The 21,494-nt window shown below is 32.7% G+C and carries 27 protein-coding genes; 7 read left to right on the forward strand and 20 right to left on the reverse strand.

Annotated elements, in window-relative coordinates; all coding sequences use genetic code 11:
• Positions 1–7: 7 nt before the first annotated feature.
• The 3 genes from aat to OS188_RS03590 form a co-directional block, all read right to left on the reverse strand.
• Positions 8–637, reverse strand: coding sequence for a leucyl/phenylalanyl-tRNA--protein transferase (gene aat, locus OS188_RS03580; protein WP_416236494.1), 630 nt, complete (start codon positions 635–637; stop codon positions 8–10).
• Between the two features lie 87 nt (positions 638–724).
• Positions 725–1,102 (reverse strand): DUF3127 domain-containing protein, encoded by a 378-nt coding sequence (locus OS188_RS03585; RefSeq protein WP_267147448.1) that lies wholly within the window; start codon positions 1,100–1,102, stop codon positions 725–727.
• A 56-nt stretch (positions 1,103–1,158) separates the two neighbouring features.
• Complete coding sequence (locus OS188_RS03590) at positions 1,159–2,028, reverse strand: flavin reductase family protein (RefSeq protein WP_267147449.1); 870 nt, start codon at positions 2,026–2,028, stop codon at positions 1,159–1,161.
• A gap of 195 nt (positions 2,029–2,223) precedes the next feature.
• Here OS188_RS03590 and OS188_RS03595 point away from each other — a divergent pair, with 195 nt between their 5' ends.
• Together OS188_RS03595 and OS188_RS03600 are read left to right on the forward strand one after the other, a co-directional pair.
• Positions 2,224–3,390, forward strand: coding sequence for a sensor histidine kinase (locus OS188_RS03595; RefSeq protein ID WP_267147450.1), 1,167 nt, complete (start codon positions 2,224–2,226; stop codon positions 3,388–3,390).
• Between the two features lie 3 nt (positions 3,391–3,393).
• Positions 3,394–3,747 (forward strand): hypothetical protein, encoded by a 354-nt coding sequence (locus OS188_RS03600; protein ID WP_267147451.1) that lies wholly within the window; start codon positions 3,394–3,396, stop codon positions 3,745–3,747.
• Here OS188_RS03600 and OS188_RS03605 read toward each other — a convergent pair.
• Complete coding sequence (locus OS188_RS03605; RefSeq protein ID WP_267147452.1) at positions 3,742–4,131, reverse strand: HIT family protein; 390 nt, start codon at positions 4,129–4,131, stop codon at positions 3,742–3,744. The genes OS188_RS03600 and OS188_RS03605 overlap by 6 nt on opposite strands.
• A 96-nt stretch (positions 4,132–4,227) precedes the next feature.
• Positions 4,228–4,701 (reverse strand): transcription elongation factor GreA, encoded by a 474-nt coding sequence (gene greA / locus OS188_RS03610; protein WP_267147453.1) that lies wholly within the window; start codon positions 4,699–4,701, stop codon positions 4,228–4,230.
• Between the two features lie 176 nt (positions 4,702–4,877).
• On the opposite strand from greA, the gene OS188_RS03615 reads away from it, so the two are divergent.
• A complete protein-coding gene (locus OS188_RS03615; RefSeq protein ID WP_267147454.1) occupies positions 4,878–5,327 on the forward strand; it encodes a hypothetical protein in 450 nt (149 codons plus the stop codon).
• Positions 5,328–5,497: 170 nt separating this feature from the next.
• Here the strand turns inward: OS188_RS03615 and OS188_RS03620 are convergent, their stop codons facing one another.
• The 8 genes from OS188_RS03620 to OS188_RS03655 form a co-directional block, all read right to left on the reverse strand.
• Positions 5,498–7,717 carry a TonB-dependent receptor gene (locus OS188_RS03620; protein WP_267147455.1) on the reverse strand — a complete coding sequence of 740 codons (2,220 nt, stop codon included), beginning with the start codon at positions 7,715–7,717 and terminating at the stop codon, positions 5,498–5,500.
• A 241-nt stretch (positions 7,718–7,958) separates the two neighbouring features.
• The gene (gene arfB / locus OS188_RS03625; RefSeq protein ID WP_267147456.1) at positions 7,959–8,366 is read right to left on the reverse strand and encodes an alternative ribosome rescue aminoacyl-tRNA hydrolase ArfB; all 408 of its coding nucleotides are present in this window, start codon (positions 8,364–8,366) and stop codon (positions 7,959–7,961) included.
• A gap of 1 nt (position 8,367) precedes the next feature.
• On the reverse strand, positions 8,368–9,918 hold the full coding sequence (locus tag OS188_RS03630) for a DUF4301 family protein (RefSeq protein WP_267147457.1): 1,551 nt from the start codon (positions 9,916–9,918) through the stop codon (positions 8,368–8,370).
• Positions 9,919–10,482, reverse strand: coding sequence for an ATP/GTP-binding protein (locus OS188_RS03635; RefSeq protein WP_267147458.1), 564 nt, complete (start codon positions 10,480–10,482; stop codon positions 9,919–9,921). It abuts the gene before it with no gap.
• Positions 10,443–11,075, reverse strand: coding sequence for a nicotinamide riboside transporter PnuC (gene pnuC / locus OS188_RS03640; protein WP_267147459.1), 633 nt, complete (start codon positions 11,073–11,075; stop codon positions 10,443–10,445). The genes OS188_RS03635 and pnuC overlap by 40 nt, the downstream gene beginning before the upstream one ends.
• Positions 11,059–11,319 carry a hypothetical protein gene (locus OS188_RS03645; protein WP_267147460.1) on the reverse strand — a complete coding sequence of 87 codons (261 nt, stop codon included), beginning with the start codon at positions 11,317–11,319 and terminating at the stop codon, positions 11,059–11,061. The genes pnuC and OS188_RS03645 overlap by 17 nt, the downstream gene beginning before the upstream one ends.
• A gap of 65 nt (positions 11,320–11,384) precedes the next feature.
• Entirely contained in the window at positions 11,385–12,131 is a 747-nt protein-coding gene (locus OS188_RS03650; protein ID WP_267147461.1) for a phosphoglycerol geranylgeranyltransferase, read from the reverse strand.
• Between the two features lie 24 nt (positions 12,132–12,155).
• The gene (locus OS188_RS03655) at positions 12,156–12,785 is read right to left on the reverse strand and encodes a 4'-phosphopantetheinyl transferase family protein (protein ID WP_267147462.1); all 630 of its coding nucleotides are present in this window, start codon (positions 12,783–12,785) and stop codon (positions 12,156–12,158) included.
• A gap of 135 nt (positions 12,786–12,920) precedes the next feature.
• On the opposite strand from OS188_RS03655, the gene ahcY reads away from it, so the two are divergent.
• A complete protein-coding gene (ahcY, locus tag OS188_RS03660; protein ID WP_267147463.1) occupies positions 12,921–14,237 on the forward strand; it encodes an adenosylhomocysteinase in 1,317 nt (438 codons plus the stop codon).
• Positions 14,238–14,538: 301 nt separating this feature from the next.
• Here the strand turns inward: ahcY and rpmA are convergent, their stop codons facing one another.
• From rpmA to OS188_RS03680, 4 genes are all read right to left on the reverse strand, one after another.
• A complete protein-coding gene (rpmA, locus tag OS188_RS03665; protein ID WP_267147464.1) occupies positions 14,539–14,799 on the reverse strand; it encodes a 50S ribosomal protein L27 in 261 nt (86 codons plus the stop codon).
• 42 nt (positions 14,800–14,841) lie between these two features.
• Positions 14,842–15,549, reverse strand: a complete 708-nt coding sequence (rplU, locus tag OS188_RS03670) for a 50S ribosomal protein L21 (RefSeq protein WP_267147465.1) — start codon at positions 15,547–15,549, stop codon at positions 14,842–14,844.
• A 98-nt stretch (positions 15,550–15,647) separates the two neighbouring features.
• Complete coding sequence (locus tag OS188_RS03675) at positions 15,648–16,103, reverse strand: DUF4199 domain-containing protein (RefSeq protein ID WP_267147466.1); 456 nt, start codon at positions 16,101–16,103, stop codon at positions 15,648–15,650.
• Between the two features lie 146 nt (positions 16,104–16,249).
• Positions 16,250–17,128 carry a DMT family transporter gene (locus OS188_RS03680; RefSeq protein ID WP_267147467.1) on the reverse strand — a complete coding sequence of 293 codons (879 nt, stop codon included), beginning with the start codon at positions 17,126–17,128 and terminating at the stop codon, positions 16,250–16,252.
• 92 nt (positions 17,129–17,220) lie between these two features.
• On the opposite strand from OS188_RS03680, the gene OS188_RS03685 reads away from it, so the two are divergent.
• Positions 17,221–17,760: a heavy-metal-associated domain-containing protein gene (locus OS188_RS03685; RefSeq protein WP_267147468.1), complete on the forward strand. Its 540-nt coding sequence runs from the start codon at positions 17,221–17,223 to the stop codon at positions 17,758–17,760.
• 81 nt (positions 17,761–17,841) lie between these two features.
• On the opposite strand, the gene OS188_RS03690 is transcribed toward OS188_RS03685, so the two are convergent.
• Positions 17,842–18,972: a M23 family metallopeptidase gene (locus OS188_RS03690; RefSeq protein ID WP_267147469.1), complete on the reverse strand. Its 1,131-nt coding sequence runs from the start codon at positions 18,970–18,972 to the stop codon at positions 17,842–17,844.
• Positions 18,973–19,203: 231 nt separating this feature from the next.
• On the reverse strand, positions 19,204–19,587 hold the full coding sequence (locus OS188_RS03695) for a hypothetical protein (RefSeq protein WP_267147470.1): 384 nt from the start codon (positions 19,585–19,587) through the stop codon (positions 19,204–19,206).
• A gap of 119 nt (positions 19,588–19,706) precedes the next feature.
• Here OS188_RS03695 and OS188_RS03700 point away from each other — a divergent pair, with 119 nt between their 5' ends.
• Entirely contained in the window at positions 19,707–20,378 is a 672-nt protein-coding gene (locus tag OS188_RS03700) for an RNA polymerase sigma factor (RefSeq protein WP_267147471.1), read from the forward strand.
• 19 nt (positions 20,379–20,397) lie between these two features.
• A complete protein-coding gene (locus tag OS188_RS03705) occupies positions 20,398–20,604 on the forward strand; it encodes a hypervirulence associated TUDOR domain-containing protein (protein ID WP_267147472.1) in 207 nt (68 codons plus the stop codon).
• Positions 20,605–20,692: 88 nt separating this feature from the next.
• On the opposite strand, the gene OS188_RS03710 is transcribed toward OS188_RS03705, so the two are convergent.
• Positions 20,693–21,253: a type 1 glutamine amidotransferase domain-containing protein gene (locus OS188_RS03710; RefSeq protein WP_267147473.1), complete on the reverse strand. Its 561-nt coding sequence runs from the start codon at positions 21,251–21,253 to the stop codon at positions 20,693–20,695.
• Between the last annotated feature and the right edge of the window lie 241 nt (positions 21,254–21,494).

A 21,494-nucleotide genomic window follows, 5' to 3' on the forward strand; every position in this document is an offset into this window, starting at 1 on the left:
TTCGCTCCTAGTTTAAATACTCCAAAAAACAATCTCTAGAAATATCCTCGGCTCCCAAACTAGCAAGATGATTGGTGTAAACCTGGCAATCTATTAATTTATAATTTGTGCTTCTAATAAAGCTTATAAAACCCACTTTACTGGCATTACTAACTTTTGTAAACATACTTTCTCCACAAAAAACACCATTGGTTAAATCAATACCATAAAACCCTGCAACTAAATTACCGTTTTGCCAAACTTCAATAGATTTAGCCAGGCCTTGTTCATGAAGTTTTACATAAGCATTTATCATGCTATTGGTTATCCAAGTACCTTGTTGTCCTACTCTTTTTGCTTTAGCACACTCTGTTATTACCGTTCTAAAATCCTGATTGACTGTTACTACAAAATCGCTATTTCTTAAAACCTGTTTCATACTTTTAGACACTTTTAACTTGTCAGGGAAAAGTACAAATCTAGGATTTGGAGACCACCATAATATAGGCTGATCATCCTCAAACCAAGGGAAAATCCCACTTTTATATGCAAGAATAAGCCGTTCTACCGAAAGGTCGCCACCCAATGCCAACAAACCATCGGCATCAGCCTGATTAACTTGTGGAAAAACAATTTCTTGTGTTAAATAGGATATCATATTTATGTGCTATAAAAAAACCTCAACGTTTTCACATTGAGGTTAAATATTTAAGATTTTTACATTCTTTAAAATGTCAACACTTACCTAAAATGGTAAATCGTCGTGTTCGTCTTCTTTTAAATCGTTAGCTGGCTCAAAAGCTTCAGCTGGTGGAACTGGAGGTGTTCCTGGACCTGAGGCACCATCTTGAACCGCTTCAATTCTCCAACCTTGAATCGAGTTAAAATACTTTACCTCTCCTTGTGGATTTGTCCATTCTCTTCCACGCAAATTAATATTGATTTTTACTTGTTGACCAACTTGGAAATTATTCAATAAGTCGCATTTATCTTGAACAAATTCCACCATTATATGCTGTGGATACTGTTCTTCAGTAGTTACAACCACTTCTCGTTTTCTAAATCCATTATTCCCAAAGGTTTGCGTCTCTCCTACTAATTTAATTTTTCCTTGTACTTCCATGACTTAATTTAATTTAACTTTTAATATTCCTCAAAACAGGAATTCATTCATTTATTTTATGATAATAATATTTTCCAGGCACTTTGAATATCGCCATAACTTAGATAGTTGCGAGCTAATTTATGTTTTTCTCTATGCGAAGCTGTTCTTATTTCTGGATAACGCTCGCTTACAGTTTCTAAAAACGCATTAACCGCTTCGGTACTTGGCAAGGTATCAACATTACCTAACATACCTAAATCGTTTCCAGTTAAAATCATACTGTTTTTTACTTCTTCCGGAAAACTATCCACACCTATTCCTAAACTTGTAAGAGGTTTTGGTAATTCAAAAAAACCATTTCTAGCGCGACTGTAATAATTACCTCCAGCCCGAGCAACTAAATCTAGTTTTTCTTGATCGATAACTCCGTCTTCATCTAAAACATCAGATTCTATATGTAATTTAACAACTTCACAAATTACTAAATTTCCAGCCCCACCTTCATTTCCTAATGCAACTATTTCTTTTACTATACATTCTAATTGTACAGGAGATTCGGCAACTCTAAAAGGTTTTACTAAATCCGATTTTAGCATGGTTAATCCTGCTTTATCAAATTCGTTTACACCTTCTGCATACTCTGTACTACTTAAAGATGCTTGATGCACCATATCGTAATTTACCACATTAATTACAACTTCTTTAGTGGCTATTACATTCTCTAAAGTATGCTTTGTTGTATTATTCCTAACCCTACGTGCGGGCGAGAATATTAAAACAGGAGGATTTGCACTAAATACATTAAAAAAACTAAAAGGCGATAGATTTGGATTCCCGTTCTCATCCATAGTACTAGCAAAGGCTATTGGTCTAGGTGACACAGCACTTAGCAAATACCCATGTAATTTGGCAACAGATAATTCTTTAGGCTCAAAAGATGTCATTTATCATTTTTTTATTTGCACAAAACTAACCATTTTTTTAGATAATTTTCCCATAAAACCGTGCATAGTTTCTAACATTTTAATTCGCATTCAACATTTTTAGACTCCTTTTATTCTATATCTAATTTTATTTGTTTTTGCTTACACAATAAAATGTATAGATTTTACATTATATTTCAGAATAAAATATGTTTTATGCTTTTTTCTAAACACAGAAATCTTAGTCGGTGGATTATTGTTGTGGCATCTTTTGGGATTATATCTCTAATATTATGGAATACTTATGTGTTTTTTCAAGAGTTTAAAATTGAAGAGCAGTCTAAAATGGATATTTGGGCAGCTGCGCATCAAGAAATTAACTCCAATCCTTTAGATGAAAATGTCAATCCTTTGGTAGATAAGGTTTTTACTTCAGACATATCTAACCCTATGTTTGTTTACAATAAAGGAAACGTTTTGCTTTCTAATAATATAGAAGACCAAAAGCTTAAAAGTGATAAGTCTATTAAAAAACTAATTAAACAATATTCCGAAGAAAACACACCTATTGTTATTTCTTATGAAGATAGCGAAACCAAAGAGACTGTTGTTTACGGAACTTTATATTACGGCAATTCTGAGGTTTTAAATAAATTAAAATATTATCCATTAGCCTTATTGCTTATTATTTTCTTATTTGGGGCCGTAGCTTATTTCTTTTATAGAAGCTCAAAAATTGCAGCTCAAAATAAATTATGGTCTGGAATGGCTAAAGAAACGGCTCATCAAATTGGAACCCCATTATCATCGTTAATAGGTTGGGCAGAAATCTTAAAAACTGAAAATATTAATCCAGAATACATAGTCGAGATTGAAAAAGATATTAGCAGACTTCAAACTATTACAGAACGCTTTAGTAAAATAGGTTCGCTTCCAACCTTAGAAAAAACAGACATTGTAAAGGAGACTATAGATTCTTATGATTACTTAAAAGCCAGAAGCTCAAAATTAATTGAATTTAAACTAATTACAGTTTCTAACGAAATTTATGTAAATTTAAACAAACAGCTATATAGTTGGACCATCGAAAATTTAGTAAAAAATGCTATCGATGCTATGAAAGGGAAAGGCCAGCTTACAATTGAAATATTACAACTAGAAAATACTGTAAAAATAAATGTAAGCGATACTGGTAATGGACTTCCAAAAAAGCAATTTAATGCTATCTTTGAACCCGGTTATACAACCAAAAAAAGAGGTTGGGGTTTAGGGCTTTCGCTTGCAAAGCGCATTATTGAAGAGTTTCATGATGGTAAGATAAAAGTTTTACATTCTGAAATTGGTAAAGGAACAACCATGCAAATTTCAATGAAATCTGTTTAAATTATGAAGGAGAAGTTTATTACTATTAAAGAAGTTGCTTTAAACAACAATTGTCCTGAATGCTATAATACCAATGGTTTGCAATTAACGTTTAAGCAAAGGTTTGTTGAGAATAAGTTTTATAAATCTATTACCCAAGAAACCATGCATTTATTAGAATGCAGCACATGTAATACCAGTATATATCCTGTTAGATGGACCGAAGATATTGAAAGGGTTTTTAACTATCATCAAAGAGCTTTTAGTCCTAAAGAATCTTCTTTTAAATTAAAAAAAACAGCATGGCTTCTAATAATTAGCACTTTAATTTTTATGCTTATTCTAATAGGAATTGCCGTTGTACCAAATTTATTATAAATAGGTTTTAATAGCTTTTACTGTATCTTCAAAATCCTTTTCGCTAAGAGTTACTTTATTAAGAAACCTAATATCCTCCATAGAGTTTAACGGAATTAAATGCACATGTACATGTGGAACTTCTAATCCCACAACTGTCATCCCAACTCGCTTACAAGGTATTGCTTTTCTTATGGCCATAGCTACCTCTCTAGAAAAAGACATTAATCGCAAATACGTTTCTTCATCTAAATCGAAAATTTTATCTACTTCTTTTTTAGGTATACACAAGGTATGTCCTTTAGAATTTGGATTGATATCTAAAAAAGCCAGGAACTCATTGGTTTCTGCAATTTTATATGAAGGTAATTCTCCTGAAATGATTTTTGAAAATATAGAAGCCATAGTATCTTATGTATTTACGTAAATATAAAAAGATTCCTGTTTTGCAGGAATCTTTTTGATAATATTTTCGAGTTGTATGCCTTAATAGACAATTTGTTATCTGGATATTTCCAAAATATCAAATTTCAATACCCCATTTGGTACTTGTATCTCAGCCACTTCACCCACAGACTTCCCTAACAAACCTTTTCCTATTGGAGAGTTTACAGAGATTTTTCCTGAAGCTAAATCAGCTTCTCCATCTGCAACCAAAGTATAATTCATTTCCATGCCATTGGTTTGGTTTTTAATTTTCACTTTAGAAAGCACCAAGATTTTAGTTGCATCTAGCTGAGATTCGTCTATTAAACGCGCTCCTGCAAGTGTTTCTTCAAGTTTTGAAATTTTCATTTCAAGCATACCTTGCGCTTCTTTGGCAGCATCATATTCGGCATTCTCACTTAAATCGCCCTTGTCTCTAGCCTCACCAATTGCTCGGGATGCATTTGGACGCTCTATATCTTTTAATATTCTTAACTCTTCTCTTAATTTCTTTAAACCTTCTTCGGTATAATAGGATACTTTACTCATAACTTCATCGTTTATATAATAGATAATATCCCGAAACACAGTTTTACATCCAAAAAGAAACCGGTCGGGATTAACGCAAAAAATCTCGTTCTCACGAGATTGATGTACAAAGATACAAAATATTTAATTGTGTTTAGTTTTTGTTGTAAATTGTACCCGAAAATTTAATAAAAAAAATGAAACGTATTTTTTATATTATTTTATTAAGCCTTATAGTTGCTTCTTGTAGCAAAAGTGACGACGATGCTTATAAAAATAACCCAAATATTCCTAATGTTCCTTTTAATACGGGAACGCTTGTCAACACAAATCTACCTCAATTCAGCAATTTAAAATTCGACAATAATCATGTTATTTTAAACAATAATTACGGTATAAATGGCGTCGTTTTATTCCACTCTTCTGGAGAAAATTATAGCGCTTTCGAATTAAGCGATCCTAACCATCCATTAAGCAGTTGTTCTACTTTAACGGTTCAAGGGGTTATTGCTACTTGCGATTGTGATGACGGCAATAATTACGACATTTTAAATGGCATTGGGCAAACAGGAACCACTGGACATTATGCGTTAAAGCGCTATTATGTAGAAGTTGCTGGAAATATAATTCGGGTTTATAATAATTAGGGCAAATTTTAAAGCCTTTAATTGGCTTTAAAACCAGGCTATCCGCTGTATCTTTTTATTTAAAAAACAATAAAAAGGATGCCGCTACTATCCTTTTTGCATATAAAAAAACTGCTCTTAAATAGAGCAGTTTTTTTATTGTAATTTGAGGTTCTCACTATCACTTGAAGTTAAAACTTCAAAGTTACCCCTAACAAAAAGTTAGTAGTAGCTTGCGGATAATAACCAGTGCCTTCAATTGTTGTTATTTGGTTAGGATTGGACCAATCGTCATCATAAGTATAATAAAACCCATTAGAGCTGTATTTTTCTCCAAATAAATTATTTACTAAACCAGAAATAATAATGGCTTTAAATATAGATTTTGTTTCAATTTCATACATGATATTAAAATCGTTTACAAAATAACTATCTAATTTCGATGCCTCTGTATCTGTATTCCCCATATATTGTTCACCTACAAATTTACTTAATAACGACATTTGCAAGCCTTCCAGCGGCCTATAAACAAAAGCATTTCCTGCCACAACATTAGGGGAAAACGAAATGTTTGTCGCCCCTAAATCGACTAATTCTCCGTCTAAAGAAACCACTGTTTCTTTGTTCTTATTGGTACTTAAAGCCACATTTGGCTGAATACTAAATTTATTCGAAATATTAAAAACAGCATCAACTTCCAAACCTAATCTGTAGCTATTTCCTGAGTTATCTCTCACCGGATTTCCAACATCGTTAATAGCTCCAGTTAAAACTAATTGTTCATTATATAACATATAGTATAAGTTGGTATTTAGAATAAAAGCATCAGACTTATGTCTCCATCCTAATTCAAAATCGTTTAATTGCTCTGGCTTCACGTCGGCATTTATTTCAAAATCGTCTCTGTTTGGTTCTCTATTAGCTCTAGCATAAGAAAAATAGAAGTTATTATTATCGTTTAGAGTGTAGGTAATTCCTGCTTTAGGATTAAAGAAATTAAAATGCTTATCAACAATAAATGGTGCCACATCAGAATTTGTTCCAGTAGTTTTATAATTAACATATCTGTATTGCAAATCCAAATACAAGCTAATATGATCGTTTAATCTATATTGCCCTTTTGAAAAAGCACTCATATCTAATTTCTTTCCGTTTCCATCATAATATCTATCTCTAATCATCATATCGCTTGCATATTGCGCCCAGATAATTTCTCCAAAATGATCGCCCGAGTAAGAACTTAAAGAGGTTCCAAAAATAACATCTAAAGCATTATTTTTGTAGTTGGCATTAGCATTAAAAACATAAAATTTATTATCTAGCCATCTACGTCTAATTAAATCTGTTTCTGTTATTGTCTCACTGCCAATTTCCACATCTGCAAGACCATAATCTGCAAATTCTGCATCTTCTTTATACTGCTCAAAATAGCCTTTTCCTTGAGTATAATTAAGAGCTAAATTAGTGGACCACCTGTTATTAATTCGCTCATTCCAATGTAACTGATAATGGTCCTGCTGGTAATTATCAATTTCGTTATCGTAGAACTGAATATTTCCGTTTTCATCTGTGTACATTCCTGCAGAATTAAAAGTTCTGTCATGTTCCAAAATATATGGATCTTCAATCCCATTCCACGACTGATAAGTTTTTTCCTTCCCGCTAAAGGTTAATGCCTTTATCATTCTATAATCATCTACATAGGTAGTTTGAAGAAAATACGACTTTAAATCTGATGTGGCCCGGTCTACATAACCATCCGATTTAATTTGAGACAAACGCCCAGCAATTTCTATACGATCGTTAAGCAAACCTGTACTAAATTTTACGGTGTGCTTCCAAGTATTAAAACTTCCATAGCTATTGGCTATTTCTCCAAAAGCATTTTGTGAAACAGCATCTGTAAGCACATTAATGCTTGCACCAAAAGCACCAGAACCATTGGTCGATGTTCCCACCCCACGCTGCAGCTGAAGACTTTCTACAGAGGAGGCAAAATCGCCTAAATTAACCCAAAAAGTTCCTAAGGACTCTCCATCGTTATAAGGAATTCCATTAATGGTTACGTTGGTAGATTGTGCGTTAATTCCGCGTACTCTAATTCCTGTATAACCTAAGCCTGCTCCAGCATCTGAAGTAGTTACCACCGAGGGTAAATAGTTTAAAAGAATAGGTAAATCCTGACCAAGATTTCGTTTTTGTAATTGCTCTTTAGTTAAGTTAGAGTGTGTAATTGGCGATGTGGCATTTACACGCACTGCTTTAACTAAAACTTCGTCCAAGGCTTCTAGTTTTGTAGAATCTTGTTCCTTTTCTTGTGAGTAAACTGAAAAAGTTGAAAGTAAAAAAAGTAATAAAATTTGAGAATTCTGCCTACTGTAGAACGACAGGTTGTTGAATAAAAGTTTCATCCGATAAAATAAATTTATGCGAATAAAAAGAGGTTATTATTCTTTGTTATTAATTGATTGTTTTTTTGTGAGATGCTTCGACAAGCTCAGCATGACACATAACTGTGTTTAAAGTCCCTAAACAGCATTACCTGTTCTAGGTTCATTGGGTATGATCTCAGCCGATAATAGGCACCCCTTTTTGAGAACGCTGCAAAGATAGTTATCAATTAATAATTAGCAACCAATAATAAGGAATTATTTAATTTATTTCAGGTGGTTTTCTATTCGCTTTTTTATCAGCTTGTTGCTTCTTTTTAGATAAGCGTTTTAATTTAACCGACCGTGGAACTTTAGTAGGTTTTCGTTTTTTAGGTTTTTTTAAGCCTTCTTTTATAAGTTCTAAAAACCTTTTTATTACTAGATCTTTATTTTTATGTTGACTTCTACTCTCGTCGCTTTGTAGAATTAAAACTCCATCGGTTGTTAATCTGTTTGACAGATTTTTAAACAACAACGCTTTTTGTGTTTCAGAAAACACTTGGGAATTACTTAAATCGAAATTTAAAACCACTTTAGACGATACCTTATTAACATGCTGTCCTCCTGCTCCAGAGCTTCTAATAGCTTTGAAGTTTAATTCGGTAATAAGTAAATTTGCATCAAACATTCTATTTTATTTGATGTGTTGCTTTTAGTAAATCTGTAACCGTTTTAACCGGATTAAAAGTTATAAGTGGCACTTCCACAAAAATAGTATTCCAATGTGCCATGCTTCCATTCCAAAGCCCTGGCAATTCCAGTGCTTTTAAATCTTTTCCTTCTTTTGTTTTCATGGTTATAAAAGCTGTCTTAGGATCAACAAACTGCTCCAAATTAAATTTATTTCCTTGATAATCCTTGATTCCACAAACCAAATCTACAGGATTAAAGTGTGTGGCATTTTTTAAAATATCTTTCTGTGCTTTATCTTTTTTATTTATTTGGGCAGATTCAACAATTTGTAAAGATATTTGTCCTCCTTCATCTTTTACCCAAAAAGGACCACCTCCCGGCTCTCCCTCGTTTTTAACCATACCGCAAACGCGAATAGGTCTGTGGAGTTTAGCTTTTAAATATTCTATTTGATATTCTGTTGCAAATTTTTCAAACTCTGATGAGATATCCACATTCATTTTATTGGATAAAAACATGGCAATTTCTACTATTTCATTTTCAGTAAGTCTATGGTTTTCTAATTTATTTAGATAATTAAATGCTTGCTTTTGAACCTGAATTAAAACTCCTGCCAGCATTTTTTTGAATTCGCTTACTTCATCTTCATATTTAAAAACTACAACATTATCTATGTTTTTAATAAAGATGATATCTGCATCTAAATCGCCCAAATTTGAGAGTAAAGCACCATGACCAGAAGGTCTAAATAGCAAACTGCCATCCTCTAGTCTAAAAGGTTCGTTTTCTAAAGTAACTGCAATAGTATCTGTTGCTTCCTTTTGATAAGAAAAGGAAATTTCGAACTTAGTATTGGTTTTACACTCTACAACGGTTTGGATTTTTTTAAACTCAGCGTTAAAAATATCTTTATATTTTTCTGATATTGTATAGTGTATATTCGCTTTTTTATTGCTGGATGCATATAAAGCAGCTTCGAACAAATGTTCTTCAAAAGCTGTTGCATTATGTTTTTTATATTGATGAAAAGGTAATAACCCTTTTGGAAAAAAACCATAGTTTAATTTATCTTTATCCAACATGGTTTTCACAAATATATAATGCTGTTTATCGTTTGAGAATGTTTTATAATCTGGATAGATACTAGCTATTTTATCCATAACAATCTTGTAAAAAGGTAATTTTTCCAAGCCTACAAAAAATACAGCTAATAAGGTTTCTTTGGTTCTGTTTATATAAGAATTTAAAGTTTCTTCGTCCGGATTATAATTTTCTAAAAAACTAAAAAACGATTTAAACATTCTGGTTGCCGCTCCAGAAGCTGGTACAAATTTAATAATAGAATAGTTATTCCTTTCCTGGTCGAATAACTGGATAAATGTCTCTTTTTCTTCCTTTGAAAGTTTTAAAATACCATTATTTATAGTAGCTGCAGATTGCAGGTTTACGAAGGGCAAACCTGTTGTAAACAAATCTATTTGAGAATTTACCTTTTTAACGGATAACCCTTTTTTTTCTATTTGATGTATGTCTTTATTAGAAAACATTCAGTTATTTTTTAATAATTTATCTATATGTTTTATGGCTGTTTCCATCCGATTAGACAAGCTTCCTTGTAGTAATACATAAGGAAGATTATTTTCTATTAAAGCTGTTTGAAAGGCTTTAAACATGTTTTCTCGGTCATTGGGTTTATCACGAATGCCATCAGATTCCCATGGAATATCAATATTAGTTAAAAAATAGAGATGATACTTGTTTTCAACCACATATTTATCTAAGACTTTCGGAAAATAGCCGTTGTAATAGGCTTGGCTATACACTTTAGTTTCTAGTAAATTGGTATCACAAATTAATAGTTTCTCCACCCGTTTTGCTCTATCATTTTCTAGAGCCATTTGTCCTTTAGCAATAGGTAATACATCAGATTTAGTTAACACCTCGTTATTTTTTGCTTTTTCTTCAGCATATTTTCTAGAGTATTCTGGCACCCAAAGTGTCTTATAATGTGACGCTAAGTGCTTGGCTAAAACAGTTTTTCCAGTAGATTCTGGTCCAAACAAAACTACTTTTATGCAGTTGCTTCTAATTTGTCTAAGTGTTTCTTCCATGCTATATACCCTTGAATTGCCAAAACTGTAAAAACAACATATTGTAAAGATAATATCCCCAAACCTCTATAAGCGTAAAGCGGAACGGTAATGATATTTCCTAAAATCCACAAAGTCCAATTTTCAAGTTTTTTAGTAGCCATGTACCACATAGCTGTAAAGAAAATTCCAGAGGTAAAAATATCGATATAATTGGGAATCTTAAGCTCGTATCCATAAACCTTGTAAACCGTATAAGTTACAATTGCTGTAATAATAAATAAAACAAATCCAATAATTTTCTCTCGTTGATTTGTTCTTGAAATAGGAACAACAGGAGCGTCATCTTTTTTCCGTGCCCAATTCCACCATCCATATATACTCATAATAGAATAGTAAAAATTCATCATCATATCTCCTAAATATCCAGCTACATATAAAAGATAAACAGTTATAACAGTAGCCACAAGTCCGGTTGGATACACTAAAATATTTACTTTTTTAGCATAATACACACTGGCAATGCCAAAAACAAAAGCTAAAATCTCCAATACAATTAAATAGGTTTCTGTATTGCGATACGCGTCTATAAAGAAATTAAAAATCTGGTTCATAATCGCTTCTATCTGTTTTTACCACTTTCATTGTTAAGACACATATTTTTTGTTCTTGAAACGATTTATGTATTTGCTCTGTTAAAAATGGCATTAACTCATGGTATTCTCCAAAAATCTGCGTGCTTAGCGGATTTTCTAGAACTGTAAATTTAGAATCCCTGAGAGTTTTGATAAAATTTATAACATGAATCTCATAATCGTCCTGTAAAGGCGATAGCGTTAAGTCTACTGATATTTTCATCTTTATTTCTGCAAGAAGCAGTCTTTTAGTTATAATTATTTTTATTACTATTTTCGAATCTCGGCCTAATCAATCATATTGCTTTTTAAACTATCTAAAAAAGATTCGTTATTCTCGAAAGCTGTTCCAATAACTACCATATCTGCTCCCGAAAGATAGGCATTTTCCAATTGTTCTTTCGTTCTTATACCTCCACCTACAATAAGTGGAATCTCTATTTCATTTTTCACTTTTTGTATAATATTGGAAGCTATAGCTTGTAAAGCTCCACTTCCTGCTTCAAGATATATTAATTTCATACCTAACAATTCTCCGGCTTTTGCTGTGTCCACAATATTATCAATATCTTCAACAGACATTGGTTTGGTATTCGTTACTTTTTGCACTGCTGTTTCCTTTCCATTTTCAATGAGCAAATATCCAGTAGAGATAACTTCTAAGGATATATCTCTAAGTATTGAAACCGCTTTAACTTGCTGTCCGATTAAATATTCAGGGTTTCTTCCAGAAAGCAAAGACAGAAAAAGCAAAGCATCTGCCTTGTTGGTTATTTGAGACACATCTCCAGGAAAAAGAACAATTGGTAAAGTTGTCTGCGTTTTTATTTCTGAAACTATTTTTTCTGTAACAAAAGCGTCCACGGTACTTCCTCCTACAAAAATATGAGTAGCTATGGAGGCATTCACTTTTATAAGAAAATTAGAGACCATTTCGATGGTCATTTTATCGGGATCGATTAAAACAGCTAGCATCCTTTTTCCTTCTGAAGTAGATTCTAAAATCTGTGAATATATTGAGTTTTTACGCTTCATGAATTATGTCAATCTCTAAATTTATTAAGACGGTAAAGCGAATGCGCAAGTAAAACCTTCAAATTCAAAAAACTCCGTATCGAATCGGTGTTTTTTATCTTTATAGTCAATCCAAGCCACTGTTGAGGCTTCCTCCATAGTAAAAGGAATTACTAATGTATGCTGTAAAAAACTTAAGCCTGGGGTAGAAAAAAGCTTATATAAAGATTCTTTAACACACCAAATAACGGTTAGTTTATTAATATAATCTGGCTTCTCTTTTTTCAAATATTGAAACTCATATTCCATAAATTTATGAGCAATTACACCAATTTTATCACGTTGCTTTTCAATATCTATTCCCACTTTAAAATCGCTGACAATAATTCCCGAAAAAGTAAAAGAATGTGTTATGGAAATATACTTGCCATCTTTTAAATGAGGCTTGCCATTTTCGTCGTAATACAGATCGGTATCTGTATATCCAAATTCTGCCAATAAATGTCTCACACTTAAAAACCCTCTTTGGTGCAATTCGCTTTTCATTTTTAAAACACGTTCCATATTTTCTGGCTTTAGTGAAACAGCCTGAAATAATTGGTCGTAAGATTCTGTGATCTTCCAGATTTTAACAATTGTTTGGGAATTAGGACTAAAGGATTTATATAGAGGCATTTAATTTTCTAAAAGTTATTAGTTATCTTTGCACCGCCTAAGGCGAATGTCTCATTTTTAACGTAGCGAATTTAACGAATTAAAGTGCTAAACCAAAGATGTTGACTTTAATAAAACAAAAGAAATTTAGAAAGAATGAATACAAAAACCGTTGCTTACGTACCAAATAAGGTAAAAGATATCTCACTAGCAGATTGGGGAAGAAAAGAAATTGAATTAGCTGAAGCCGAAATGCCAGGGTTAATGAGTCTTCGTGAAGAATACAAAAACTCACAACCTTTAAAAGGAGCTAGAATTGCTGGATGTTTACACATGACTATTCAAACAGCAGTTTTAATAGAAACTTTACAGGCTTTAGGAGCTGAAGTTACTTGGAGTTCTTGTAATATTTTTTCTACTCAAGATCAGGCTGCTGCTGCCATTGCCGCTACTGGAACTGCTGTTTATGCATGGAAAGACATGACAGAAGAAGAGTTTGACTGGTGTATTGAGCAGACCTTATTTTTTGGAGAAGACAGAAAACCATTGAATATGATTCTTGACGATGGTGGAGATTTAACCAATATGGTTCTTGATAAATATCCAGAGCTTGCTGCTGGTATAAATGGTCTTTCGGAAGAAACAACTACTGGAGTTCACAGATTATACGAACGTATGAAAGCTGGAACTTTACCAATGCCTGCCATTAACGTGAACGATAGTGTTACAAAATCTAAATTCGACAACAAATACGGATGTCGCGAAAGTGCTGTAGATGCTATTAGACGTGCAACAGATGTCATGCTTGCTGGAAAACGTGTAGTTGTTTGTGGTTATGGAGATGTTGGAAAAGGTACTGCTGCATCTTTTAAAGGTGCTGGAAGTATTGTAACAGTTACAGAAATTGATCCAATTTGTGCTTTACAAGCTGCTATGGATGGTTTTGAAGTTAAAAAATTAGAAACTGTTGTAGGGAATGCAGATATTGTAATTACAACTACTGGAAATAAAGATATTGTTCAAGGTCGCCATTTTGAAGCCATGAAAGACAAAACTATTGTTTGTAATATTGGACATTTCGATAACGAAATTGACATGGCTTGGTTAAACAAAAACCATGGTAATACTAAAAACACAATTAAGCCACAAGTTGATAAATATACTATTAACGATAAAGACATTATAATTTTGGCTCAAGGACGTTTGGTGAATTTAGGTTGTGCAACTGGACATCCAAGTTTTGTAATGAGTAACTCTTTTACCAACCAAACTTTGGCTCAAATAGAACTTTGGACAAACAGAGATGCTTACCAAAACGAAGTTTATATGTTACCTAAACATTTAGATGAAAAAGTAGCTCAATTACACTTAGCAAAAATAGGTGTTGAGTTAACCGAGCTTCGTGATGACCAGGCTAAATATATTGGTGTAGAAGTTGAAGGTCCGTTTAAACCTGAATACTATAGATACTAAAAAATAGACCCGTGTTTTTATAAAGTAAGTCTTTATTGACTGCATACTAACACGTCGGTTTTAGATATTAGACAAAAATCCCAAGCAGCACTGTTTGGGATTCTTTTTTGATACAATTTTAGGAATTGCATTCTCAAGTATCTTAATAATTAGAGTTTTATTCAAAAACCAGAAAATAGGTACAGTAAAAAATTACGATTCAAAAAATAGATCTAATTGGAAATTATTTTAAAAGAGCACATAAAAAAGCCCTTTCAGAACATCTGAAAGGGCCTTTTACTTGAGTAAAAGAAACAGTTTCTTAAGCCTCAAAAGGCTCTACAGAAACATAAGATTTATTATCTTTTTTCTTTGTGAATTTTACTATTCCGTCCACTTGAGCGTGTAACGTATGATCTTTTCCACCATACACATTTTCACCTGGGTGATGTGTATTACCTCTTTGTCTTACGATGATATTTCCAGCAATAGCAGCTTGTCCACCAAAAATCTTAACACCTAAGCGTTTTGATTCTGATTCTCTACCGTTTTTCGAACTACCAACTCCTTTTTTATGAGCCATTGTCTTAAGGTTTTATTTTATTAATATTAAATGAAATGAAAATTACTTTTCAATTCCACCGTCTAATCTGTCTTGTAATTCTTTAAGTTCATCCCACTTACCATCTGCAGCTAATTTAGCTTGTTTTGGCCAAGTGTCTGTAACTATATGAGCTAATCTTGAGCTAGCTTCAGATAATACAGTACTTAATTCTTCTGGTTTTGCTTTTGCTACTTTTGCAAAAGTCTCATAACCTGCATTCACTAATGCTTCTGCAGCTTTTGGTCCAGCACCTTCAATTTTCTTTAAATCATCTGCTTTTGCAGCTGATTTTTTAGGAGCAGCTTTTTTAGCTTCTGCTTTTGGAGCAGCAGCTTTAGTTTCAGCCTTTTTAGCTGGAGCAGCTTTCTTTTCAGCTTTAGCTCCTTCGCTTTCAGCTTTGGTTGCTTTTTTAGCTCCCGAAGCTACAATGCTTTCAATTACGATTTCAGTTAAAGCTTGTCTGTGTCCGTTTTTTACACGGTAACCTTTACGTCTTTTCTTCTTGAAAACAATTACTTTATCACCTTTAAGGTGCTTTAATACTTTGGCTCCTACTTGAGCTCCGTTTATAGCTGGGGCGCCTACAGTTACTTTGTCTCCATCAGCTAAAAGAAGTACATTGTCAAAAGACACTTGCTTACCTTCTTCTGTTGCTAAACGATTGACAAAGACTCTTTGGTCTTTTTCAACTTTGAATTGATGCCCTGCTATCTCTACAATTGCGTACATAGCGTAACGTTTATTAATTAAATTTGTTTAAAATATACCTGCTTGCCTAATGGAAAGCGGGTGCAAATATACTGCTAATTAATTAAATTACAAACGTTTTATTTATTTTGGGGCACATTTTTACTGATTTTAAAAATCTGCATAAAAGCTAAGGTCAAAATGGTTGTAGAAGACAATCCTTCTATAATTATAACAAATATTAAAATACCTCCTCCATGGTTATAGTCCTGGAACCAATCTTTTAATAAAGTATTCATGAATTCTACATCTAAATGAAAAAAGTAAATCCCCATAAAGAGAGCAAACACAAAGGTTGCTAAAAACCCTGTTATTAAACCTGTTTTAAATCCATTGATATACGTAAAATCGTTTCCGGAAATTAACTTATATTGTTTAATAACGGTATAAATGCCAAAAGCCATAATTAAACCATTTGCTAATCTAAACCAGGGGTTAGTATGCAATCCCATAAGTTTCAATATTAAAAAATAAGCAATTAATAAGATGGCGGTTATTAATCCGTATTTAATCGAAATTTTAGCTGATGTATTCATTTTTAATGCTTTTGGATTAGTTTCACTCAATTTCGTGATTATTTTATTAAAAGCATAATTTTTAATAAAAATAATAGGTATTCCTTAATTTTAAGATAGTAAATATTATAAAAAATTAATACTGTTTGCTATTTAACTGCTGATGGTTATTTCTTTCTTTTATGGGATAAATAAACACCCAAAAGGATAATAACAGTAGCAAAAAACTGTAAAGGCGTAAAAGACTCTCCATCTAAAATCCCCCAAGTTAATGCTACAATTGGCATTAAATAGGTAACCGAAGAAGCGAACACCGGCGTAGATATATGGATTAGTTTATTAAACAGTACTTTAGCCAAAGCTGTACCAAAAAAAGATAAAACGGTTACGTAAACCAAAGACATTTTCAAATTTGGATTCTCAAAAGTTTCTGCTGTAAAGAAATCTGAAAACATCAAAACTATAATTGCAGGAATTAGAATGACTACGTAATTCCCAACGGCAATTCCCAATGGTTTTACATATTGTAGATGCGTTTTTATAATATTCACATTTAATGCATACATAAAAGTAGAAAGAATAATAAATCCAGCATATAAATAGTTCTGCTCAGGATTTAATTCAGCGCCTTTTAAAATAAGCAGTGCAGTTCCAATAAACCCAATTACAACCCCTAGAACCTGACGTTTGGTAGAGGTGATTTTAAAGATGGAAAAGCCGAATAAAATGGTATTTAAAGGTACTAAAGAATTTAATATAGAAGCTATAGAACTATCAATTTCGGTTTCTGCAATAGCAAACAAAAAAGCAGGAAAAAAAGAGCCTAGAAACCCAGATAAAGCAATCCATTTCCATTGAACTCTTTCGATTTGCCTAATACTTTTGAAACCAACAAGAAATAAAAATACAGCTGTAATAATAGTTCTTAAAGCTCCTAATTGATAAGGAGTTAATCCAAGAAGCGACTTTTTAATTAAAATAAAAGAACTTCCCCAGATTAAGGACAAAGCAAATAAATATAGCCATTTTACTGGAAAACTTTTCATACCTTTTTTTAAAGGCACAAATTTCTCTTTTTTAATATAGAAAACACTATTAATTTGTATTTTTGTCTCTAAATCAATTTATTAATATACAAATGACAACATTAAAAAATATTATCGGGTTATTGTTTTTAACTGTTTTTATATCAGCTTGTAAAAACGAAACTACACCAGAAATAAAAACGGTAGAAGTTGAAACAAGCACAGAAGAAGTGACTTCTTTCGATCCAAATGCCACTTATGCCAAAGCAGAATTCACTATTGAAGGAATGACATGTGCTATGGGTTGCGCAAAAACCATTGAAAAGAAAATGGCTAAAATGGAAGGTGTAAAATCTGCAACTGTAGACTTTGAAAAGAAATTGGCTATGGTAGAATACGACGAAGCAAAAGTAAATGCCACTTCTTTAAAAGAGGTTGTAAAGAAAGCGGGAGATATGTATTCTGTAACAGATATGCACACAGTAGATAATTTTGGAGAAAATGCCGATGCTGAAAAGAAAGCATGTGACAAAGACTGCAAAAAAGATTGTTGTAAAGACAAAGCTGAAGCATCTGAAACGTCTGCCGACAAGAAAATGGCTTGTAAAGAAGATTGCAAAATGGCTTGTTGTGCCGACAAAGGAAAAGCATAAACCTTCTTTAAAAAATGCATAAAAAAAAGCATCTCCTCCATTAAACCTGGAAGGGATGCTTTTTTTCATTTCTATTATCGCTTATAACTCAATAACATCACTTTCTGAAGGCAGCATATCTGAGTAGACTTCTGAGGTATTTGACGTAAAAGGCACAATGGGAGTTTGATCTAAAAACCCAGGAGCCACATCTCCAAGCTTTGCAAACTGGGCAAATTTATATGGCGAACTCTCCATAAAAAACCCATCTTCATAGCTTTCTAAAGTTTTCCCTTCTGGATTTAGTAATACATGCATATGTAAATGTGGTGCAAAAGAGTTTCCAGAATTTCCTAAACGTCCTAGCTCTTGCCCTGTAGTTACTATATCTCCTACCTCTACCACAATAGAGTTTGGCACCAAATGGCAATAAGTACCAATAGTTCCATCGGTATGTTCAACAAAAACTACATTTCCATTAGCATTTGTAATATCTGTTGGATAATCTAATTCAAATGGAGTTGTATTATCTGGAATACTATTTTCAGTAAAGATTACCTTTCCACCTTTAGCAGCCAAGACTGGTAAATTATAACAGTACCAATCTGTTAGGTTTTTACCATCATTAATATAAGGAAGACCATTTACTAACATCGCGTAATCTATAGCATAGCGCTGTGGATTATTTCCTATTAAATAACCTTGCTGCTCATAGTCAAATACTGGTTCGCTATACGGAAAAATAGCTCTGGTATGATAAGAAGAAGCACTCGGAGCTCCCTCAGCCAACCACACTCCTTGAGGCACGGGAAACGCTACGGTAGCAGGATCTGGATACTGTTGGTCTATTTTTAAGTTATAGACATAAGATTTTTGGTTATTAGCTGCATCTCTATATTCAAAATTATGTCTTAGCAATTCTTTGTCCCAACCTGCCTCAGGATATTCAAGCCAAATACTTGCTATATGGGCATTGCCCTTAGTTATAAACTGGGTATATGAAAGTAATTGAGTATCATTATAAAAAACATTTACCCGATCCATCTTTGGAGCAATAATATGCATTTCATACACAAGCCACGTCCCATCTGTATTTATAAGTTTTACGGGACTAGTAGGCAGAGCTACAAAAATATCTGACTGAGTCTTACCACTATTTTCATCATCTTTATTGCAAGAAAAAAACAAGGTTAAAACCAACAGGAAAAGCAACTGACCTCTATTGTTTAGCATAGTTTCTTAGTATTTTAAAAATATAAATATATTTGAATTGGGTAAATATATAAATATTTGACCTTAGAAACCTTGGTTAAAATTCAATTAAACTAGTAAATCCTGCTAGCTAAAATTAAATTATTTATCACGCGAAACGCTTTTAACTTGCCTTAGTTCTTTCTATCTCAACCTAAAAGCACATAGATATTAAACGAATATAGTTCCATTAAACTTCATCTTAACTACTATCTATTTAATAGTATTAGTTTGTCTGTTTTCTGATAGTTTAGCTAAAGAAAATGCTCCAATAGCCATAACCAAATCTCTAACGGCTACATCCACATAAGTCCAACTAAAAATTAAGCTTAAAGCAATACAGCTTAACCAAGCCGAAACAATATATGCTCCTATTTTTGTTTTTGTAAAAACTAAAACACCTGCTAAAATTTCTATAACGCCCACAAGCATCATAAAAGTAGTAGGTTCAAAAGGCAAGATTCCAGCTAATCCATCTGAAACATACGCACTCCAATTAGTTAAAATATTGGCAAATTTATCCAGCCCTGCAACAATTGGCACAATACCATAGGTATATTTTAATAAGTTTTTTACTAATTCCACTTGAGTATTCATAATTGTAGTTTTTAATTGTTTATAAATTTCTTTCAAGCTTTTGATTCTCATTTTTTAAAAAGGTTACAAAATTTTGTAACTTAAATGTCCTTTTTGAATCTAAATAGAAAAGACAGATTATGGAGGTAATAGATATCAACGATTATAATAATCATAAAATAAAAGAGAATGACATTGTTACCCGTATTTTAAAAGGTGAAAAAGAACTCTACGAAATTCTGGTTAGACGAAACAATCAGAAATTATATCGGGTAATACGAGGGTATTTAAGCGAAGAGGCAGAAATTGAAGATGTTATGCAAAATAGCTATATTAAGGCTTATACGAAGTTGTATCAGTTTAAACAACATGCTGCTTTTTCTACCTGGCTTATTCGAATTGGAATTAACGAAGCCCTAGCTAGAATAAGAGAAAAAGGTAAATTATACCATTTAAGAGAAACGCCTGATGACCATTTAAAAAACAGCATTTTAGAACTCCCAGACAGCAAACAGCTAAATCCACAAGACAAATTAATTCAGATGGAAACAAAGCAACTTTTAGAAAAAGCAATCAACCTATTAGACAGCAAATATAAATCCGTTTATATTATGAAGGAAGTAGAAGAAATGAGTTTAAAAGATATTGCAACCGTATTAGATTTAACAGTTGCCAATGTAAAAGTAAGATTGCATCGTTCTAAAATCATGCTTAAAGATTCGCTTTATGCTATGGCCGATAAAAAACAAGTTTTTGAATTCGGGTTTGGTAGATGCGATAGAATAACTGATTATGTTATGCGAAATATTTAAATTTTAAAAAACAATTATTATGAAACATTTTAAAGTTGGAGATCATGTAACATGGAACTCCGAAGCCGGGCATGTTAGTGGAAAAATTATTAAAGTTCATCATTCAGATTTTGATTATAAAGGTTATACGCATCATGCCAGTGATAACGACCCCCAATACGAAATAAAAAGCGATAAATCCGAACATATTGCCACCCATAAAGGAACAGCACTAACAAAAGTTTAATTCTAAGAATATATAAAAAAAACGATTCCAGAAGAATCGTTTTCTTTATCAAGAACAGTTTAGTTCTTAGTTTTTAATATGTGATATTCTAAGCAGTTTGCATCTTATGCTTCCCCTCGTAAACCTCTTCTACCAATTTAGCATTAAAGGCAGGTAAATCTTTTGGCGAACGACTAGTAACTAAACCTTGGTCTACTACCACTTCATTATCTACCCAATTGGCTCCTGCATTTTTAATGTCCGTTTTAATCGAGCTGTAAGATGTTACTTTTCGTCCTTTTAGCACATCGGCTTCTGCCAGTAACCAGGGTCCATGACAAATAGCACCAACAGGCTTTTTGTTTTCAAAAAACGACTTTACAAAACTCACTGCTTTTTCATTATTTCTTAATAAATCTGGGTTAATAACGCCACCTGGAAGCATCAACGCATGATAATCTTTCTGCGAAACCTCGTCTAGTGTTTTATTTACTTTATAAGACTTACTCCAATTTCCATCTTTCCATCCTCTTATTTCCCCTGCTTCCAGAGATACAATATGTACTTCAGCGCCAGCTTCTTCTAAGGCTTTTTTTGGTTCTCTTAATTCACTTTCTTCAAATCCATTGGTTGCCAAAATTGCAACGGTCTTTCTATTTAAGTTATCCATTTTTATATAATTTTTATATGTTATTAATTCTTATTACTTAATATAAGATGAATAACCTCCTACCCCAAATATATTCAGGGGATTAACCCAAGATTAACGCGTTCTGTTAAAGAGTCTTAAAACATGGACACGTTTTTAGACAGACTTGCATAATTAAGAATTACTAATCCGTTTAACACAGTCTTCCAGAGTGTTTCAAAGCCTAATGTAAAGAACACATAAATTCAAGCTTTTTTCTAGA

Source organism: Xanthomarina sp. F1114 (assembly GCF_026410255.1).
Classification (GTDB): domain Bacteria; phylum Bacteroidota; class Bacteroidia; order Flavobacteriales; family Flavobacteriaceae; genus Xanthomarina.

Excerpts from the sequence above, each read along its gene's own strand:
- aat (WP_416236494.1), bottom strand. The coding sequence starts at position 637 with ATGATATCCTATTTAACACAAGAAATTGTTTTTCCACAAGTTAATCAG.
- OS188_RS03585 (WP_267147448.1), bottom strand. The coding sequence starts at position 1,102 with ATGGAAGTACAAGGAAAAATTAAATTAGTAGGAGAGACGCAAACCTTT.
- OS188_RS03590 (WP_267147449.1), bottom strand. The coding sequence starts at position 2,028 with ATGACATCTTTTGAGCCTAAAGAATTATCTGTTGCCAAATTACATGGG.
- OS188_RS03595 (WP_267147450.1), top strand. The coding sequence starts at position 2,224 with ATGCTTTTTTCTAAACACAGAAATCTTAGTCGGTGGATTATTGTTGTG.
- OS188_RS03600 (WP_267147451.1), top strand. The coding sequence starts at position 3,394 with ATGAAGGAGAAGTTTATTACTATTAAAGAAGTTGCTTTAAACAACAAT.
- OS188_RS03605 (WP_267147452.1), bottom strand. The coding sequence starts at position 4,131 with ATGGCTTCTATATTTTCAAAAATCATTTCAGGAGAATTACCTTCATAT.
- greA (WP_267147453.1), bottom strand. The coding sequence starts at position 4,701 with ATGAGTAAAGTATCCTATTATACCGAAGAAGGTTTAAAGAAATTAAGA.
- OS188_RS03615 (WP_267147454.1), top strand. The coding sequence starts at position 4,878 with ATGAAACGTATTTTTTATATTATTTTATTAAGCCTTATAGTTGCTTCT.
- OS188_RS03620 (WP_267147455.1), bottom strand. The coding sequence starts at position 7,717 with ATGAAACTTTTATTCAACAACCTGTCGTTCTACAGTAGGCAGAATTCT.
- arfB (WP_267147456.1), bottom strand. The coding sequence starts at position 8,366 with ATGTTTGATGCAAATTTACTTATTACCGAATTAAACTTCAAAGCTATT.
- OS188_RS03630 (WP_267147457.1), bottom strand. The coding sequence starts at position 9,918 with ATGTTTTCTAATAAAGACATACATCAAATAGAAAAAAAAGGGTTATCC.
- OS188_RS03635 (WP_267147458.1), bottom strand. The coding sequence starts at position 10,482 with ATGGAAGAAACACTTAGACAAATTAGAAGCAACTGCATAAAAGTAGTT.
- pnuC (WP_267147459.1), bottom strand. The coding sequence starts at position 11,075 with ATGAACCAGATTTTTAATTTCTTTATAGACGCGTATCGCAATACAGAA.
- OS188_RS03645 (WP_267147460.1), bottom strand. The coding sequence starts at position 11,319 with ATGAAAATATCAGTAGACTTAACGCTATCGCCTTTACAGGACGATTAT.
- OS188_RS03650 (WP_267147461.1), bottom strand. The coding sequence starts at position 12,131 with ATGAAGCGTAAAAACTCAATATATTCACAGATTTTAGAATCTACTTCA.
- OS188_RS03655 (WP_267147462.1), bottom strand. The coding sequence starts at position 12,785 with ATGCCTCTATATAAATCCTTTAGTCCTAATTCCCAAACAATTGTTAAA.
- ahcY (WP_267147463.1), top strand. The coding sequence starts at position 12,921 with ATGAATACAAAAACCGTTGCTTACGTACCAAATAAGGTAAAAGATATC.
- rpmA (WP_267147464.1), bottom strand. The coding sequence starts at position 14,799 with ATGGCTCATAAAAAAGGAGTTGGTAGTTCGAAAAACGGTAGAGAATCA.
- rplU (WP_267147465.1), bottom strand. The coding sequence starts at position 15,549 with ATGTACGCAATTGTAGAGATAGCAGGGCATCAATTCAAAGTTGAAAAA.
- OS188_RS03675 (WP_267147466.1), bottom strand. The coding sequence starts at position 16,103 with ATGAATACATCAGCTAAAATTTCGATTAAATACGGATTAATAACCGCC.
- OS188_RS03680 (WP_267147467.1), bottom strand. The coding sequence starts at position 17,128 with ATGAAAAGTTTTCCAGTAAAATGGCTATATTTATTTGCTTTGTCCTTA.
- OS188_RS03685 (WP_267147468.1), top strand. The coding sequence starts at position 17,221 with ATGACAACATTAAAAAATATTATCGGGTTATTGTTTTTAACTGTTTTT.
- OS188_RS03690 (WP_267147469.1), bottom strand. The coding sequence starts at position 18,972 with ATGCTAAACAATAGAGGTCAGTTGCTTTTCCTGTTGGTTTTAACCTTG.
- OS188_RS03695 (WP_267147470.1), bottom strand. The coding sequence starts at position 19,587 with ATGAATACTCAAGTGGAATTAGTAAAAAACTTATTAAAATATACCTAT.
- OS188_RS03700 (WP_267147471.1), top strand. The coding sequence starts at position 19,707 with ATGGAGGTAATAGATATCAACGATTATAATAATCATAAAATAAAAGAG.
- OS188_RS03705 (WP_267147472.1), top strand. The coding sequence starts at position 20,398 with ATGAAACATTTTAAAGTTGGAGATCATGTAACATGGAACTCCGAAGCC.
- OS188_RS03710 (WP_267147473.1), bottom strand. The coding sequence starts at position 21,253 with ATGGATAACTTAAATAGAAAGACCGTTGCAATTTTGGCAACCAATGGA.